General features: G+C 66.9%; 18 protein-coding genes. All 18 read left to right on the forward strand.

The genetic code is table 11. The annotated features are described in order from the left end of the window. Window positions 1–11 precede the first annotated feature (11 nt). The gene (locus tag N5D20_RS09710) at window positions 12–389 is read left to right on the forward strand and encodes a response regulator transcription factor (protein WP_010485922.1); all 378 of its coding nucleotides are present in this window, start codon (window positions 12–14) and stop codon (window positions 387–389) included. Beyond that, on the forward strand, window positions 386–1,891 hold the full coding sequence (locus N5D20_RS09715) for a sigma-54 dependent transcriptional regulator (protein WP_197579695.1): 1,506 nt from the start codon (window positions 386–388) through the stop codon (window positions 1,889–1,891). Before N5D20_RS09710 ends, N5D20_RS09715 begins: the two co-directional genes overlap by 4 nt. Window positions 1,892–2,031: 140 nt before the next feature. Beyond that, window positions 2,032–2,511, forward strand: coding sequence for a hypothetical protein (locus N5D20_RS09720; protein WP_197579693.1), 480 nt, complete (start codon window positions 2,032–2,034; stop codon window positions 2,509–2,511). A 553-nt stretch (window positions 2,512–3,064) separates the two neighbouring features. Beyond that, window positions 3,065–3,430, forward strand: a complete 366-nt coding sequence (gene fliE / locus N5D20_RS09725; protein WP_197579433.1) for a flagellar hook-basal body complex protein FliE — start codon at window positions 3,065–3,067, stop codon at window positions 3,428–3,430. Between the two features lie 13 nt (window positions 3,431–3,443). Next, window positions 3,444–5,090, forward strand: a complete 1,647-nt coding sequence (gene fliF, locus N5D20_RS09730; protein ID WP_010485928.1) for a flagellar basal-body MS-ring/collar protein FliF — start codon at window positions 3,444–3,446, stop codon at window positions 5,088–5,090. A gap of 7 nt (window positions 5,091–5,097) precedes the next feature. Then, window positions 5,098–6,084 carry a flagellar motor switch protein FliG gene (gene fliG, locus N5D20_RS09735; protein WP_024958226.1) on the forward strand — a complete coding sequence of 329 codons (987 nt, stop codon included), beginning with the start codon at window positions 5,098–5,100 and terminating at the stop codon, window positions 6,082–6,084. Further along, the gene (locus N5D20_RS09740; RefSeq protein ID WP_010485931.1) at window positions 6,081–6,722 is read left to right on the forward strand and encodes a FliH/SctL family protein; all 642 of its coding nucleotides are present in this window, start codon (window positions 6,081–6,083) and stop codon (window positions 6,720–6,722) included. The genes fliG and N5D20_RS09740 overlap by 4 nt, the downstream gene beginning before the upstream one ends. Beyond that, entirely contained in the window at window positions 6,719–8,104 is a 1,386-nt protein-coding gene (locus tag N5D20_RS09745) for a FliI/YscN family ATPase (RefSeq protein ID WP_049412701.1), read from the forward strand. Before N5D20_RS09740 ends, N5D20_RS09745 begins: the two co-directional genes overlap by 4 nt. A 3-nt stretch (window positions 8,105–8,107) precedes the next feature. Then, on the forward strand, window positions 8,108–8,575 hold the full coding sequence (gene fliJ / locus N5D20_RS09750; protein ID WP_010485935.1) for a flagellar export protein FliJ: 468 nt from the start codon (window positions 8,108–8,110) through the stop codon (window positions 8,573–8,575). Continuing rightward, the gene (locus N5D20_RS09755; RefSeq protein WP_197579432.1) at window positions 8,575–9,720 is read left to right on the forward strand and encodes a flagellar hook-length control protein FliK; all 1,146 of its coding nucleotides are present in this window, start codon (window positions 8,575–8,577) and stop codon (window positions 9,718–9,720) included. The genes fliJ and N5D20_RS09755 overlap by 1 nt, the downstream gene beginning before the upstream one ends. Before the next feature lie 264 nt (window positions 9,721–9,984). Further along, a complete protein-coding gene (locus N5D20_RS09760) occupies window positions 9,985–10,500 on the forward strand; it encodes a flagellar basal body-associated FliL family protein (protein WP_005409545.1) in 516 nt (171 codons plus the stop codon). A gap of 10 nt (window positions 10,501–10,510) precedes the next feature. Then, window positions 10,511–11,515 carry a flagellar motor switch protein FliM gene (gene fliM / locus N5D20_RS09765; protein WP_010482429.1) on the forward strand — a complete coding sequence of 335 codons (1,005 nt, stop codon included), beginning with the start codon at window positions 10,511–10,513 and terminating at the stop codon, window positions 11,513–11,515. Then, on the forward strand, window positions 11,512–11,847 hold the full coding sequence (gene fliN, locus N5D20_RS09770) for a flagellar motor switch protein FliN (protein ID WP_005409543.1): 336 nt from the start codon (window positions 11,512–11,514) through the stop codon (window positions 11,845–11,847). The genes fliM and fliN overlap by 4 nt, the downstream gene beginning before the upstream one ends. Before the next feature lie 17 nt (window positions 11,848–11,864). Beyond that, window positions 11,865–12,263, forward strand: a complete 399-nt coding sequence (gene fliO, locus N5D20_RS09775) for a flagellar biosynthetic protein FliO (protein ID WP_180848852.1) — start codon at window positions 11,865–11,867, stop codon at window positions 12,261–12,263. 1 nt (window position 12,264) lies between these two features. Beyond that, window positions 12,265–13,044 carry a flagellar type III secretion system pore protein FliP gene (fliP, locus tag N5D20_RS09780; protein WP_043395553.1) on the forward strand — a complete coding sequence of 260 codons (780 nt, stop codon included), beginning with the start codon at window positions 12,265–12,267 and terminating at the stop codon, window positions 13,042–13,044. Window positions 13,045–13,095: 51 nt separating this feature from the next. Then, window positions 13,096–13,365 (forward strand): flagellar biosynthetic protein FliQ, encoded by a 270-nt coding sequence (locus N5D20_RS09785; RefSeq protein WP_005413254.1) that lies wholly within the window; start codon window positions 13,096–13,098, stop codon window positions 13,363–13,365. Between the two features lie 13 nt (window positions 13,366–13,378). Then, on the forward strand, window positions 13,379–14,170 hold the full coding sequence (fliR, locus tag N5D20_RS09790; protein WP_005409539.1) for a flagellar biosynthetic protein FliR: 792 nt from the start codon (window positions 13,379–13,381) through the stop codon (window positions 14,168–14,170). Between the two features lie 275 nt (window positions 14,171–14,445). Then, window positions 14,446–16,581, forward strand: a complete 2,136-nt coding sequence (locus tag N5D20_RS09795) for a bifunctional diguanylate cyclase/phosphodiesterase (protein ID WP_197579431.1) — start codon at window positions 14,446–14,448, stop codon at window positions 16,579–16,581. The last annotated feature ends 70 nt before the right edge of the window (window positions 16,582–16,651 follow it).

Genomic DNA, 16,651 nt, shown 5'->3' on the forward strand with positions numbered 1-16,651 from the left:
GGATGTTGGACATGAACAAGCTCACGGTCCTGTTGGTCGATGACCACGAGGGCTTCATCAATGCGGCGATGCGCCATTTCCGCAAGATCGACTGGCTGCAGATCGTCGGCAGTGCCGGCAATGGCCTGGAAGCGATCGAGCGTTCGGAAACGCTGCGCCCGCAGGTCGTATTGATGGATCTGGCCATGCCGGAGATGGGTGGCCTGCAGGCCACCCGCCTGATCAAGTCGCAGGACGATGCACCGTACATCGTGATCGCCAGCCACTTTGACGACGCCGAGCACCGCGAGCACGCGCTGCGCGCCGGCGCCGACAATTTCGTCAGCAAGCTGTCCTACATCCAGGAAGTCATGCCGATCCTGGAAGGCCTCAGGGAGGATCGATCGTGAGCGAATCGCGCATCCTGGTACTGGACAACGACGCCGTGCGCGCAGAGCGCACCGTTGCCCTGCTGGAATTCATGGACTTCAACCCGCGCTGGGTGTCCGACGCGGCCGACTTCGACCTGGGTCGCCAGCGCCAGAACGATTGGATGGCGGTGATCGTCGGCAGCCTGGACGACAACGCCGCCAGCACCGCACTCTACAACTGGCTGGGTGGCAGCAGCCTGCCGCCGCCGGTGCTGCTGGCCGATGGTGACGGGGTAACGTTTGCCCGCCAGCACGGCCTGCACGAAGCCAACATCTGGCCGCTGGAAACGCCGCTGCGCCATGCGCAGATGGAAGCCCTGCTGCGCCGCGCCAGCCTCAAGCGCCTGGACGCCGAGCACCAGGCCGGTGCCGCGCAGGATCAAGGCCCGACCGGCAACGGCCCGGCGGTGACTGCGCTGCGCACCATGATCGAGCAGGTTGCCGCGTTCGATACCACCGTACTGGTGCTGGGCGAATCCGGTACCGGCAAGGAAGTCGTGTCGCGTGCGATCCACCAGCGCTCGCCGCGCCGTGATGGCCCGTTCGTGGCGATCAACTGCGGCGCCATTCCGCCGGACCTGCTGGAAAGCGAACTGTTCGGCCACGAAAAGGGTGCGTTCACCGGCGCACTGACCGCCCGCAAGGGGCGTTTCGAAATGGCCGAGGGCGGCACCCTGCTGCTCGACGAAATCGGCGACATGAGCCTGCCGATGCAGGTAAAGCTGCTGCGCGTGCTGCAGGAACGCAGCTTCGAGCGCGTCGGCGGCAACCAGACCATCCGCTGCAACGTGCGCGTCGTGGCCGCGACCCACCGCGATCTGGAAACGCGCATCGCCGAAGGCAAGTTCCGCGAGGATCTGTTCTATCGCCTCAACGTGTTCCCGATCGACGTGCCGGCGCTGCGCGAGCGTCGCGAAGACCTGCCGGCCCTGGTGGAAACCATCGCCACCCAGCTGGCGCGCACCGGCCGTGGCGAAGTGCGCTTCACCCCGGAAGCACTGCAGGCGCTGGCCACTTATGAGTGGCCGGGCAACGTGCGCGAGCTGACCAACCTGGTCGAACGCCTGGCGGTGTTGCACCCGGGTGGCTCGGTGCGCGTGCAGGATCTGCCGGCACGTTATCGCGGCGACGCCGCGCTGGCCGCTGTCGCTGTTGCCACAGCGCCGCCGGTGGTCGCCAGCGAAGAGCGCCTGGACCTGCGCAGCTTCTCGTTCCACACCCCGGGCAGCGGCAACCAGCCGTCGCTCGAGCACGGCATCGCCGTCAACCGCGCCGCAGCGCCCGCCGCGTTGCCGGACGACGGCCTGGACCTGCGCAACCACATGGCCAACATCGAACTGGGCCTGATCAACGAAGCACTGGAGCGCACCCAGGGCGTGGTCGCCCACGCCGCCCAGCTGCTCGGCCTGCGCCGCACCACCCTGGTGGAAAAGCTGCGCAAGTACGGCATCGAACGCGAGCCGGCCGAACTGGCCGGCTGAAGCGTGCTACCAGCATGAAGGGGGCACGAACGCCTGGGCTTGCCCGGGCGTTGGTGTTTTTGGGATTTGCAACTATTCCCAATGCGCTTCGCCCCGGGACGCAATAGCCTCAAGGGTTGCGATTGCCACCGAGGAATGTCATGAGCGAGACCTTTGAAAGCTCCATGCAGGAAATACTGGAATCCATGCTCAGCGTTTGTCTGGAGTACGGAGAGAATCGCGTGGATGGTGTGTACCTGTACGGCGCTGCGGAAGCTGGTACTTCCTCTGCAGACGTCTTCTATGAAATAGGTAGTGGCGTCTACAGGATTCACGAGTTGAACGACTCTCCCGCCGCCCGGAATGGACAGCAGTTTGATGTATCAGATGACCGTGGCTTCGCCTTGCTGAACTTTCTTCTGGACGACTTTGGCCGCCTAGTTGAGCTTCATGAAGGTCATGAGCGGGAGCCTCCTACCCAGCTGAAGGCACACTTGCACGTGGTTACCGGAAAGCTGAGCATCAAGTTCAGCCATGACCTTCATTTCTCCAATACCGAAAATCTCCTACCCAGCCATTTCTTCGAGGCATGGCTCCAAGAGGTGAAGGAAGACTTTCCGAACAGCCGTGGCGCTGTTTAGTCCGGAACGAAGTCGGGGCGTCGAACGCGCACCGGCCAAACCTGTTAGCTGACAGGTACAGCCGGGGACAGATCCCTTGGCATCGGAAAGAGTTCCGACCCCTTGGCATTTCCCAGCGCCAGAATTCCGGCCACTGGACCCTGCAGCCGTAGGCCAGAAAACCGACGCCGGTTAAATGGCGCCACCAATGGGGTCAGATCCCGTGCCGACCAAAACGTGTCGACCAAGGTCGACACCCACCAGAGCAGGATGCCGTCCTGACAGATCGCGGAGGTCTGTCGAAGGCGGGGTGGGTCCGGTTGCGGGGGCGTGAGCCGCATGGATGCGGCGACCGAGCTTACATGGACGTACTTGCAGCGGCCCCCGCAACCGGACCCACCCCGCCACCCCACGGATAGCCCGCCGTTGACGTTGACGTGGCGTCGGCGGGTGCAGGGCGCAGCCCTGCCAGCACACCCACACCCTCACTTCACTGAATCGAAAACCGGTTTCGGCACGGCACTTGCACCTGTTCCCCCAGACACCCCCATCCCTGTTTCTGGAACCGTTGCAGATGTCCCACTCCGTCACTTCGATCCTTTCGCAGATCCGCTCCTATCAGACCCAGATGGGACAGCCGGCGCTCAACCCGCTGGGCGAAACGCCGCGCAGCAACGCCCTGCCGGGCACGGTGCTGGACGCACCGCAGGCCCAGCCGGCCAGCTTCACCGAAACCCTGCGTGGTGCGATTGCCGGCGTCAACGATGCGCAACAGAAATCCGGCGCCCTCGCCAAAGCCTTCGAAGTGGGCGACCCCAGCGCCGACCTCGCCAAGGTGATGGTCGCCTCGCAGCAGTCCCAGATCGCCTTCCGCGCCACCGTGGAAGTCCGCAACCGTCTCGTCCAGGCTTACCAGGACGTGATGAACATGCCGCTGTAAGGAATAGAGACGCATGGCACTGACGCTCTCCAAGGACAGCCTGAACGCCGAAAAGGCCGGGCAATGGTTCGACCGCCTGCAGAGTCTGCAGATTACCCGTCGGCTGGGCCTGATGGCGATGATCGCGGTGGCGGTGGCGGCAGGCCTGTCCGTGTTCTTCTGGTCGCAGAAGCCGGGCATGGTCCCGCTGTACACCGGCCTGGACCAGAAGGCGACCGCTGAAGCGACCGACCTGCTGCGCGCCGCGCAGATTCCGTTCGCGCTCGACCCGGCCACCGGTGGCATCACCGTGCCGGAAAAGAACCTGCACGACGCGCGCCTGAAGCTGGCCGGCTCCGGCCTGACCGACAGCGGCAAGCTCGGCTTCGAGCTGATGGAGCGCGACCCGGGCTTCGGCGTCAGCCAGTTCGTCGAAAGCGCGCGCTACCAGCATGCGCTGGAAACCGAGCTGTCGCGCACCATCAACACGCTGCGCCCGGTGCGCGATTCGCGCGTGCACCTGGCCATTCCCAAGCCCAGCGCCTTCACCCGCCAGCGTGACGTGGCCAGCGCCTCGGTGACCCTGGAACTGCGTGGCGGCCAGCAGCTGGAACGCAGCCAGGTGGACGCCATCGTGCACATGGTCGCGGCCAGCATCCCGGATCTCGCCCCGGAACGGGTGACCGTGGTCGACCAGAGCGGGCGCATGCTCAGCGTCAGCGACCCGAACAGTGAGGCGGCGGTCAACGCTGCCCAGTTCGAGCAGGTGCGCCGCCAGGAAACCTCGTTCAACCAGCGCATCCGCGAGCTGCTGGAGCCGATGACCGGTCCTGGCCGCGTCAATCCGGAAGTGAGCGTGGACATGGATTTCTCGGTAACCGAGGAAGCCCGTGAGCTCTACAACGGTGAACCGCAGAAGCTGCGCAGCGAGCAGATGAGCGAGAACACCACCAGCACCCCGGGCCCGCAGGGCGTGCCGGGCGCGACCAGCAACAGCCCGCCGGGCCAGCAGGCCGCGCCGGCCACCGCGCAGGCGCCGACCGAAAGCAGCAAGAACGCGACCCGCAACTACGAGCTGGACCGCACCCTGCAGCACACCCGTCAGCCGGCGGGCCGCATCAAGCGCGTCTCGGTGGCGGTCCTGGTGGACAACGTGCCGCGCGCCGGCGCCAACGGCAAGGTCAGCCCGCAGCCGCTGTCGGCCGCCGAATTGACCCGCGTCGAGGCACTGGTCAAGCAGGCCGTCGGTTTCAATGCCGAGCGTGGCGATACCGTGTCGGTGATGAACGCCCCGTTCGTGCGTGATACCACGCCGGTCGAAGGCCCGGCCTGGTGGGAGCTGCCGTGGGTGCACGATGCCGGCCGCATGCTGCTGGGCGCCGTGGTGGTGCTGGCATTGCTGTTCGGCGTGCTGCGCCCGGCATTGCGTGCGATCACCGGCCAGAACAGGAAGAACGACGAACAGGCACTGGAACCGCACACCGCGGACGTGCAGCTGGTCGATGACGATGGCATGCCGCTGCCGGCGCTGGGCGCCGACCGGGCCAGCCTGGGCGGGCCGGATGCACTGGCCCTGCCGGTGGATTCATATGAGGAACGACTGCGGATGGCGCGTGAAGCCGTGAAGACCGACTCCAAGCGCGTGGCCCAGGTGGTCAAGGGCTGGGTGGCCAATGACTGAGGCACAACTGACCGGCGTGCAGCGCGCGGCCGTGCTGCTGCTGTCCCTGGGTGAGCTGGATGCAGCCGAAGTGCTGCGCCACATGGAACCCAAGGAGGTGCAGAAGATCGGCATCGCCATGGCCACCATGACCGACATCACCCGCGAACAGGTGGAACGGGTGATGGACCAGTTCGGCCAGGAACTGGGCTCGAAGACCTCGCTGGGCGTGGGCTCGGACGACTACATCCGCAACATGCTGGTGCAGGCGCTGGGCAGCGAGAAGGCCGGCAACCTGATCGACCGCATCCTGCTCGGCCGCAACACCACCGGGCTGGACGCGCTGAAGTGGATGGACCCGCGCGCGGTGGCCGATCTGGTGCGCAACGAGCACCCGCAGATCATCGCCATCGTGATGGCGCACCTGGAAACCGACCAGGCCGCCGACGCGCTGAAGCTGCTGCCGGACCGCACCCGCGTGGACGTGCTGCTGCGCATCGCCACGCTCGACGGCATTCCGCCGAACGCACTCAATGAACTCAACGAGATCATGGAGCGCCAGTTCGCCGGCAACCAGAACCTGAAGTCGTCCAACATCGGCGGCGTGCAGTGCGCGGCCAACATCCTGAACTTCATGGACAGCGGCCAGGACCAGGCGATCCTGGGCGAAATCGCCCGCATCGATGCGCCGTTGAGCAACCGCATCCAGGACCTGATGTTCGTGTTCGACGACCTGGTGGACCTGGACGACCGCGAGATGCAGCTGGTGCTGCGCGAAGTGAGCGGCGAGCGCCTGGGCCTGGCCCTGCGCGGTGCCGACATCAAGGTGCGCGACAAGATCACCCGCAACATGTCGCAGCGCGCGGCCGAGATCCTGCTGGAAGACATGGAAGCCCGTGGCCCGGTGCGCCTGTCCGACGTGGAAGGCGCGCAGCGCGAGATCCTGGCCATCGTCAAGCGCATGGCCGATGAAGGCACCGTCACCATTGGTGGCAGCGCGGAGGCCATGCTGTGAGCAACGTCGTGCGCTGGCTTGCCCCGGACCTGCTGGCCCAGCCCGACCCGGTGCTGGATCAGGAGGATGCGTTCGAACTCACCGAGCCGGACCCGGAACACGAACCCGAGCCACCGCTGCAGCTGCCGACCCTGGAGGAAATCCAGGCCATCCAGGACAGCGCCGAGAAGGAAGGCTTCCAGCACGGCCATAGCGAAGGTTACGGCCAGGGACAGGCGGAAGTGCGTCGCCTCGCCGCGCAGATCGAAGGCATCCTCGACAACTTCAGCCGACCGCTGGTGCGGCTGGAGAACGAAGTCGTCGGCGCACTGGGCGAACTGGCGGTACGCATCGCTGGCGCGCTGGTCGGCCGCGCCTATGAAGCTGACCCGGCACTGCTGGCACAGCTGGTCGGTGAGGCGATCGACGCGGTGGGCGGCAGCACCCGCGAGGTCGAAGTGCGACTGCACCCGGACGACATCGCCGCCCTCGCCCCGCTGTTGAGCCTGCCGCCACAACAACGCCTGGTGCCAGACACCAGCCTCAGCCGCGGCGATCTTCGCGTGCACGCCGAAGCCGTGCGCATCGACGGCACCCTGGAAGCCCGCCTGCGCGGCGCGCTGGACGCGGTGATCCGCCAGACCGGAGCCAATGCATGACCCCCGATCCGCAGCCGACGCTGCCACCGGCCGACTGGGCCATCGCCCGCAACCTGCGCCTGGCGCGTCGGCTCGATGGCCTGCGCGTGGATACCGCCCATGGCCGTGGCCTGATCCGCGAAGGCGTGCTGCGCCGCGCGGTCGGACTGACCCTGGAAGCGGTCGGCTGCGAAGCGCCGCTGGGTGCCAGCTGCAAGGTGGAAGTGGTCGATGGTGGCTGGGTCGATGCCGAAGTGGTCGGCTTCGCCGGCGAGCGCACTTACCTGATGCCGAGCGCGGAACTGCACGGCCTGCTGCCCAATGCACGGGTGGTGCCGTCCGCACGCCGTGGCGGCGTTGAAGTGGGCGAAGGCCTGCTCGGCCGCGTCATCGACAGCGACGGCGTGCCGCTGGACGGCAAGGGCCCGATCCGCGCCGAGGGCCATGTCGGCATGGCCGGCGTGTCGATCAATCCGCTGGCACGTGAACCGATCACCCAGCCGCTGGACGTGGGCGTGCGTGCGATCAACGCGCTGCTGCCGATCGGCCGCGGCCAGCGTGTCGGCCTGTTCGCCGGTTCCGGCGTCGGCAAGTCGACGCTGCTAGGCATGATGACCCGCTACACCGCCGCCGACGTGATCGTGGTCGGCCTGATCGGTGAACGTGGCCGCGAAGTCCGTGATTTCGTCGAGACCACGCTGGGCGAGGAAGGCCTGCGCCGCGCCGTGGTGGTGGCCAGTCCCGCCGACCGGCCGCCGCTGGCACGCCTGCACGGTGCCTACCGCGCCACCGCCATCGCCGAATGGTTCCGCGACCAGGGACTGAACGTGCTGCTGCTGATGGACTCGCTGACCCGCTTCGCCCAGGCGCAGCGCGAGATCGGCCTGTCGGTGGGTGAACCGCCGACCACCCGCGGCTATCCGCCGTCGGTGTTCGCCAAGCTGCCGGCACTGGTCGAACGCGCCGGCAACGGCGCCAAGGGGCGTGGTTCGATCACCGCGTTCTACACGGTGCTGACCGAAGGCGATGATCCTCAGGATCCGATCGCCGATGCAGCGCGCGCGATCCTCGACGGCCACATCCTGCTCTCGCGGCGCGTGGCCGACAGTGGCCTGTATCCGGCCATCGACGTTGAATCGTCGGTCAGCCGCGTGGTCACGGAAATCGCCGACGAGCCGTGGCGCCTGCGCATCCGCAAGTTGAAGCGACTGGTCTCGGCCTACTCGGCCAACCGCGACCTGATCGCCATCGGTGCCTACCAGCGCGGCAACGACGCGGCCACCGACGAAGCCCTGGAACGCTGGCCGGAAATCATGGAGTTCCTCGGCCAGGACGTTGCCAAGGCCGCAGATCTCCCGCACAGCCAGGCGGCGCTGCAGCGCCTGGTGGAACAAGAGAGTTAAGCCATGAACCAGTCCAAGCGCATCGATCCCCTGCTCAAGCGGGCCCAGGAACACGAGGACGCGGTGGCCCGCGATCTGGCCGAACGCCAGCGCGTGCTCGATACCCATCTGTCGCGACTGGACGAACTGCGCCGCTACGCCGAGGAGTATGCGAATGCGCAGATGGCGGCGACCAGCCCGGCACAGCTGCTGAACCGGCGTGCGTTTCTCGACCGCCTCGACAGTGCGGTCGAACAGCAACAGGCCACGGTCAATGGCAACCGCGAGAAGGTGGAAGCCGAGCGCGCCCGGCTGATCCTGGCCAGCCGTGACAAGGCCGTGCTGGAACAACTGGCCGCCAGCTACCGCGCACAGGAGAAGGTGGTGACGGACCGCCGCGACCAGCGCGAGATGGATGACATCGGTGCCCGCCGCGCCCGCCTGGTACAGATCGAAGACCAGGACGGCGCCGAGCAGGGAGGCCGCTCGTGATGCCCGCCCCGCTCGCCAGCAGCGCCAACGCACAGTCGCAGAACGCTGGCAGCGGCCCAGCGCGCGCATCACGCAGTGACGGCAGCAAGGATTTCAGCCAGCTGCTGCAGGGTGGTGCGCCGGGCGCCGATGGATCCTCCAGGCCCTCGAACATGCCCACGTCGCCTGCACAGGGGCCGGCATCCGACAGCAATGGCCAGTCCAGCGCCGAGCGCAGGCCGGACAGCGCTGCCGTACCCGAAGAGACCGCAGCGACGGTGCCCCCGGTGCAAGCCAGGCCCGCTGCCGAAAAGGACGCCTCGGCGACGACCGAGGATGCCCCATGGCCGCCGCTCGGTCTGGCAGGACTGGTACTGGCAGTACCGACACCTGCCGATCCTGCCGCCGCTCTGCCAGCAGTGGCGACGGCCACCGATGCAGACGGCAACGCACTGCCCTCGCCCGCTGCACTGCCGGTCGCAGCAGCCCTGCCCTCCACAGCAGCGGCGACCGCTACGGCCACCGCCGAAGGCGACGCCCCCAATGGGGCCGACCAGGCGACCACTCTGCCGTTGCCTGAGCTGGTGCTGCCCGGTAAGCGCGGCGAGCGCGGTGAAGGCAGCGACGCAACCCTCATCGGCGACCGCGCCACGGCGCCGCTGCTGCATGCACCGGGCAACGCGGCTGTGCAGGATCTGAAGGCCGCGCTGGCCACGGGCAATGCCATCTTCAATGGCGAACCGACACCGAAGCCGGTGCTCGGCGACGATGGTTTCGACCAGGCAATTGGTGCGCGCCTGGGCTGGCTGGCCGACCAGAAGATCGGCCATGCCCACATACGCCTGAGTCCGGACGACATGGGCCCGGTCGACGTGCGCCTGCAGCTGAACGGCGACAAGGTGCATGCCAGCTTCAGCAGCCCGCACGTGGATGTACGCCAGGCACTGGAAAGCAGCCTGCCGCGCCTGCGCGAACTTCTCGGCGAGCAGGGCTTCCAGCTGGCTCATGCCGATGTCGGCCACCAGGCGCCCGGTGGTGACGGCAATGCGTCGGGCCAGGCCGCTGGCGGCGGCATGGCAGGTGACGGAGAACCGTCGCCGGGCGACGCCAGCGTGTCGTCCGCGCAGTTGATCCGCCAGCGCGGATTGCTGGACGCATACGCCTGACAGGCGTGCCAACCAAGGTTGGCACCTACCAGAGTGGGATGGTTGGAACCCACCAGAGCGAAGCGGTTGGCGCCTACCAGAGCGATGTGGTTGGCACCCACCAGAGCGGTGTGGTCGGCACCTGCCAGTATCGAGTTGGTGGGTGCGGAGCTTGCTCCGCACGGCCCCACCGGCACCCTGACGGAATTCCGTCGCCCCCCTCTGCCCCGGCTCCGGCACACCCCTTGCATATCCCGGTGAAGCAACCCTCAGGAGCTTCACCCCGTGGCCGCAGCCGCTGACAAAACCAAGAAGACCGCCGAGAAGGACAAGGCCGCCAAGCCGCGTAGTCCGATCCTGATCACCGCACTGGTGGCCGTATTGGCCGCCGCTGCCGCTGGTGGCGGCGTCTGGTTCTTCACCCAGTCCAAGCACGAAGAGAAGACCGCGCAGGCCCCGAAGAAGGCCAGCACTCCGGCACCGGCGCAGTACTTCGCGCTGGACCCTGCGTTCGTGGTCAACCTCAACGGCCCGGTCGACGGTCCGCGCTACCTGCAGCTGGAAGTACAGCTGATGACCCGTGACCCGGCCGCGCTGGAAGCGATCAAGACCCATGCGCCGGCCATCCGCGCACGCCTGCTGATGCTGTTCTCGCAGGTCAGCCCCGATCAGATCGCCGACGTCGCCGGCAAGCAGAAGCTGCAGGCCGCCTCGCTGGCCGAAGTGCAGAAGGTGCTCAAGGCCGAGACCGGCAGCAACGGCGCCGACGATCTGCTGTTCACCAGCTTCGTGACCCAGTAAGGGCCCACCGATGAATGACCTGCTGTCCCAGGACGAGATTGATGCCCTGCTCCACGGCGTGGACAGTGGTGCGGTCGAGACCGATCCGGAACCGCCCTCCGGCGAGGCCCGTTCGTACGATTTCGCCAGCCAGGACCGCATCATCCGCGGTCGCATGCCGACCCTGGAAATGGTCCACGAGCGTTTCGCGCGCCTGTGGCGGATCGGCCTGTTCAACCTGATCCGGCGTTCGGCCGAACTGTCCGTGCGCGGCATCGAGCTGATCAAGTTCAACGATTACATGCACTCGCTGTATGTGCCGACCAACCTGAACCTGATCCGCTTCAAGCCACTGCGCGGCACCGGCCTGATCGTGTTCGAACCGACCCTGGTGTTCGCCATCGTCGACAACTTCTTCGGTGGTGACGGGCGCTACCCCACCCGCATCGAAGGCCGCGAGTTCACCGCTACCGAAATGCGGGTGATCCACCTGCTGCTGAAGCAGACCTTCGCCGACCTGCGCGAGGCGTGGGCACCGGTGATGGATGTCGACTTCGAGTACATCAACTCGGAGATCAACCCGCACTTCGCCAACATCGTGACGCCGCGCGAGTACGTGGTGGTGTGCCGCCTGCACGTCGAGCTCGACGGCGGTGGCGGCGACATCCACGTGACCCTGCCGTATTCGATGCTGGAGCCGATCCGCGAGCTGCTCGACGCCGGCATCCAGAGCGACCGCAATGATCGCGACGAGAGCTGGGGCCAGACACTGCGCGAACAGCTCAACATCGCCGAAGTCACCCTGTCCAGCGTGCTGGCCAGCAAGCGCATGACCCTGCGCGACCTGACCCAGCTGAAGGTCGGCGACATCCTGCCGATCGAACTCAGCCCGCAGGTGCCGCTGTGCGTGGAGAACATTCCCGTGTTCACCGGCGAGTTCGGCATCGCCAACGGCATGAACGCCGTGAAGATCACCGCTACCCATCCGCCGGGCACCCGCCCGCGCGCACCCGTCATCCAGGAAGACCCGCAATGAACGATATCGACGCCCTCGAACCGACCCCGGCCCAGTTCAGCAGCCTGCAGGCCGATGAGGCGAACGGTCCGGACCTGAACCTGGACGTGATCCTGGACGTGCCGGTGACCCTGTCGCTGGAAGTCGGTCGCGCCCGCCTGCCGATCCGCAACCTGCTGCAGCTCAACCAGGGCTCGGTGGTGGAACTGGAACGTGGTGCCGGCGAATCCCTGGATGTGTTCGTCAACGGCACCCTGATCGCCCATGGCGAAGTCGTGGTGATCAATGACCGCTTCGGCGTGCGCCTGACCGATGTGGTCAGCCCGAGTGAGCGGATCCGGAGACTGCGTTGAGCCTGCTGGCCTCCACCCTGCTGGCGGTCGGCAAGGCCGCCGCCCCGGTTGGCCCGCAGGTCGGCCAGCATGCGGCCGCCGCACCGAGCCTGTTCGGTGCGGTGCTGGCGCTGCTGGCCGTGCTGGCCCTGGTCATCGGCCTCGGCTGGCTGCTCAAGCGCATGCCCGGCAGCGGCTTCCGCCCGGCCGAAGGCATGAAGCTGGTGGCCAGCCTCAGTGTCGGCGCCAAGGAACGCGTGGTGGTGGTCGAGGTCAACGGCCAGCAACTGCTGCTGGGCGTCACCGCCGGTGGCATCAATACCCTGCATACCCTGCCCGAACCGCTGCCGCCACCGGCGCCGGTACGCGTGCCGGACTTCAAGAACCTGCCGAATTTCGCCCAGCTGCTGCAGCAGCGGCTGCGCAAGGACCCCTGACATGCGTGTCACCCGTACCCGTCTTGCCACCCTGATGCCGTGGCTGCTGATGCTTGCCCTGTGCCTGTTGCCGGCACTGGCGTTCGCCGCCCCTGGCGCCCCGACCACGCCGCTGCCGGACATCAACGTCGGCAAGATCGGCGGTGCGCCGGTCAGCCTGCCGCTGCAGACCCTGCTGCTGATGACGGCGATCACCCTGATCCCGTCGATGCTGCTGGTGCTGACCTCGTTCACCCGCATCATCATCGTGCTGGGCTTGCTGCGCCAGGCACTGGGCACCGGGCAGACGCCGTCCAACCAGGTGCTGCTGGGCCTGGCGCTGTTCCTTACCGCAATGATCATGCTGCCAACCTGGGACAAGGCCTGGAGCACCGGCATGGCGCCCTATCTCAATGGCGAGATCGACTTCCAGACCGCCTGGACGCTGACCACCTCGCCGCTGCGCGCCTTCATGCTGGCGCAGATCCGCGAGACCGACCTGATGACCTTCGCCGGCATCGCCGGGCACGGCACCTACGCCAGTCCCGATGCGATCCCGTTCCCGGTGCTGGTCGCCTCGTTCGTCACCAGCGAGCTGAAGACCGCTTTCGAGATCGGCTTCCTGATCTTCATCCCGTTCGTGATCATCGACCTGGTCGTGGCCAGCGTGCTGATGTCGATGGGCATGATGATGCTGTCGCCGATGCTGGTGTCAGCACCGTTCAAGATCCTGCTGTTCGTGCTGGTGGATGGCTGGGTGCTGACCGTGGGTACGTTGGCGGCGAGCTTCAATCCGGCGTGATTTAGAGGCAGTCGAGCATGGCTCGACTCTACATAAGCAGATGGAATCCGAATGTCTCCCGAACTTGCCTTGACCGAACTGCGTGGCGGCCTGATCACCGTATTGTGGGTGGCCGGCCCGCTGCTGCTCACCGTGCTGGTGGTGGGCGTGGTGGTGGGCGTGGTACAGGCCGCGACCCAGCTCAATGAACCGACCATCGCCTTCGTCGCCAAGGCAGCGGCACTGACCGCGGTGCTGTTCGCGCTGGGCAGCCTGCTGATCGGCCACCTGGTGGAGTTCACCACGCTGCTGTTCCAGCGCATTCCACACCTGATCGGCTAGGACACGCGCTTCGATGGACGCCGCCACCCAGATGGCAGCCGACGGCCTGCAGGCCTTCGGCATGATCGGCACCGTGCTGTGGACCATGCTGCGCATCGGTGCCGTGGCCATGGCCATGCCGATGGTCGGCACCCGCGCGGTGCCGGCACGGATCCGTGTGATCCTGGCCGGCACCCTGGCCATCGCATTGGCGCCGTTGCTGCCTCCGGTTCCGGACTGGACCGGTTTCGATGCCGCCACGGTCCTGACCATCGCCCGCGAACTGGCCATCGGCGTATCCATCGGCTTCCTGCTACGGCTGGTGTTCGAAGCCGGCGCGATGGCCGGCGAACTGATCGCCCAGGGCACCGGCCTGGCCTTCGCGCAGATGAGTGATCCACTGCGTGGCGGTACCTCGGGCGTGATCGGCCAGTGGTTCTATCTGCTGTTCGGCCTGCTGTTCTTCACCGCCAACGGCCATCTGGCGCTGATCTCACTGGTGGTGGACAGCTACCGGGCGCTGCCGATCGGCGCACCGCTGCCGGACCCGCACGCCTTCTTCAGCATCGCCCCGACCTTCCTGCTGACCGTTCTGCGCGGCGCACTGACCCTGGCGATCCCGCTGACCGTGGCGATGCTGGCAGTGAATCTGGCGTTCGGCGTGCTGGCCCGTGCGGCCCCGGCGCTGAACCCGATCCAGCTGGGCCTGCCGGTCTCGCTGCTGCTGGGCCTGTTCCTGCTGGCGTTGCTGGCCGGGGAAATGGGCCCGCCGGTACAGCGCCTGTTCGATGCCGCCTTCCAAGCTGCGGACGCGGTCACACACTGACCTGATCATCACGTTTTACTGCTTGCCATGCCTTTGTTTCTGCAGAGCCGAGCCCATGCTCGGCTGTCTTCGGCGGGAGCGGCAGCCGAGCATGGGCTCGGCTCTACACGGGCGCAATTTCACGTTTTACTGCTTGCCCTTCCCCCGGGTCCGCGCGTTAGAGTGAATGCGCGGCAACCGGGGGGATGCCGCACGTGGCCGCCGCCCGGCGTCGGCCTGCCTCATGCATGCCCCACCGTGGTTTCCGTCGACAGGCAGGTCCGGGAGACTGACGAATGCTGGTAGGCACGTACAACCCGTGGCTGGTGGCGATCTCGCTGCTGGTTGCCGTGATGGCTTCGTACACTGCGCTGGCAATGGCCGGGCGCACGGTCACCGCACCCGGCAAGGGCGCGGCGTGGTGGTGGCGGCTGGGCGGCGGCTTCGCCATGGGCCTGGGCATCTGGTCGATGCATTTCATCGGCATGCTCGCCTTCGACCTGCCCATTCCGCTCGGCTACGACCTGCCCATCACCCTGCTCTCCCTGGCCCTGGCCATCGCCTCGTCAGTGTTCGCACTGTGGCTGGTCTCGCTGCGCACCCTGCCGCATCCGCGCCTGGCTGGCGGCGCACTGTTGATGGGTACCGGCATCGCCGGCATGCATTACGTTGGCATGGCCGCAATGCGCATGCAGCCGGGCATCGACTATGACCCGGGCTGGCTGCTGTTTTCACTGATGGTGGCAGTCGCTGCGTCGTGGACGGCCCTGTATGTGGCGTTCCGCCTGCGTGCGCAGCGCACCCGTGTCGGCGACCGCCTGGCAGCGGCCGGCCTGCTCGGGCTGGCGATCGTCGGCATGCACTACACCGGCATGGCCGCCGCACGTTTTCCGGAAGGCAGCATCTGTGGCGCGGCGGTCGGCGATGGCCTGCAGAGCGAATGGCTGGCGATGCTGGTGGTGGTACTGACCGTCGCAATCCTGGCCGTGGTGCTGGTGGTGTCCTGGCTGGACCAGCGGGTGGAGGCGCAGCTGCTGCGCCTGCGCAATTCCCTGTTGAGCACCTCGCTGACCGACGCACAGCAGGAACTGACCCAGGCTGCACTGCACGACCCGCTCACCCGCCTGCCCAACCGCCTGCTGCTGCAGCGTCGGATCGTGCAGGCACTGGCCGAGGCCGAACAGGGCGGCAGCCGATTCGCAGTGATGTTCATGGACCTGGATGGCTTCAAGCAGGTCAACGATGCCTATGGCCATCAGGCCGGTGATGCACTGCTGGTGGCGGTGGCCGAACGTACGCGCCAGCTGCTGCGCCCCCACGACATGCTGGCCCGTCTGGGCGGGGACGAGTTCGTATTGGTGGTGCGCATCGAGCATGACGAGGACCTTCCGACCCTGGCCCGGCGCATCCTGCAGGCGGTCGGCAGTGGGCCCCTGCTACCGGACAACGAACTGCAGGTGACCGCCAGCATCGGCGTGGCGATCTGTCCCGACCACGCTGCCAGCGAGCGGCAGCTGATGGCCTTTGCCGATGCAGCGATGTACCAGGCCAAGGATTCCGGACGCAACGCCTTCGTGTTGTTCGCCGACTGGATGAATGACAGCGCCGAACAACAGTTCCGGCTGCTGGCCGACCTGCGCCGGGCCATTGGCAGCGAGCAGCTGTTCCTGCACTACCAGCCGAAGATCCAGGTAGCCACGCAGAAGGTGGCCGGTGCCGAAGCGTTGATCCGCTGGCGCCATCCGGAGCATGGCCTGATCCCGCCGGACCGCTTCATCCGGCTGGCCGAGCGCAGCGGCGCGATCAACGACATCGGGCGCTGGGCGCTGGATCAGGCCTGCCTGCAGCTACGCCGCTGGCATGACGCCGGTCACGAAGGCTGGTCGATGTCGGTGAACCTGTCGCCGATACAGTTCAGTTCGCCGCACCTGCTGCAGGATGTGCGTGAAGTGATCGAACGCTACGACATTGCCCCGCGCCACCTGGTGCTGGAGATCACCGAAAGCACGGTGATGCGCGATACCGATACCAGCCTGCGCCTGCTGCAGGCGCTCTCGGCGCTGGGCGTGGGCATCTCCATCGATGACTTCGGCACCGGCTACTCCAGCCTGCTGTACCTGAAGCGGCTGCCGGCTACCGAGATCAAGATCGACCACGCGTTCGTGCGCGATCTGGAGCACAGCGCCGAGGATGTGGTGATTGTCTCGGCCATCGTGGCGCTGGGCCATGCGCTGGACATGGACATCGTCGCCGAAGGCGTGGAAACCGCCGCCCAGCGCGCCTACCTGGAGCGCCTGGGATGCGATTACCTGCAGGGCTACCTGCTCGGCCGCCCGGTCGATGCGGCGCGCTTCATGCAACTGCACGACCTGCCCCGACCGCGGGTGGAGCTGGCGCAGAGCCCACCGCCCAGCGACAACGCTCCTCTGTAGAGCCGAGCCTGCGCTCGGCTCCCGCAGGCGTGGCCCGGCGCTACCATGGGGTGCCGATCCCCAGTGGGTC

This window comes from Stenotrophomonas sp. GD03877 (assembly GCF_029840555.1).
Taxonomy (GTDB): Bacteria; Pseudomonadota; Gammaproteobacteria; order Xanthomonadales; family Xanthomonadaceae; genus Stenotrophomonas; species Stenotrophomonas geniculata.

Coding starts and splice junctions, on each gene's coding strand:
- N5D20_RS09710 (WP_010485922.1), top strand. CDS start 12: ATGAACAAGCTCACGGTCCTGTTGGTCGATGACCACGAGGGCTTCATC.
- N5D20_RS09720 (WP_197579693.1), top strand. CDS start 2,032: ATGAGCGAGACCTTTGAAAGCTCCATGCAGGAAATACTGGAATCCATG.
- fliE (WP_197579433.1), top strand. CDS start 3,065: ATGTCCCACTCCGTCACTTCGATCCTTTCGCAGATCCGCTCCTATCAG.
- fliF (WP_010485928.1), top strand. CDS start 3,444: ATGGCACTGACGCTCTCCAAGGACAGCCTGAACGCCGAAAAGGCCGGG.
- N5D20_RS09745 (WP_049412701.1), top strand. CDS start 6,719: ATGACCCCCGATCCGCAGCCGACGCTGCCACCGGCCGACTGGGCCATC.
- fliJ (WP_010485935.1), top strand. CDS start 8,108: ATGAACCAGTCCAAGCGCATCGATCCCCTGCTCAAGCGGGCCCAGGAA.
- N5D20_RS09755 (WP_197579432.1), top strand. CDS start 8,575: ATGCCCGCCCCGCTCGCCAGCAGCGCCAACGCACAGTCGCAGAACGCT.
- fliM (WP_010482429.1), top strand. CDS start 10,511: ATGAATGACCTGCTGTCCCAGGACGAGATTGATGCCCTGCTCCACGGC.
- fliN (WP_005409543.1), top strand. CDS start 11,512: ATGAACGATATCGACGCCCTCGAACCGACCCCGGCCCAGTTCAGCAGC.
- fliP (WP_043395553.1), top strand. CDS start 12,265: ATGCGTGTCACCCGTACCCGTCTTGCCACCCTGATGCCGTGGCTGCTG.
- N5D20_RS09785 (WP_005413254.1), top strand. CDS start 13,096: ATGTCTCCCGAACTTGCCTTGACCGAACTGCGTGGCGGCCTGATCACC.
- fliR (WP_005409539.1), top strand. CDS start 13,379: ATGGACGCCGCCACCCAGATGGCAGCCGACGGCCTGCAGGCCTTCGGC.
- N5D20_RS09795 (WP_197579431.1), top strand. CDS start 14,446: ATGCTGGTAGGCACGTACAACCCGTGGCTGGTGGCGATCTCGCTGCTG.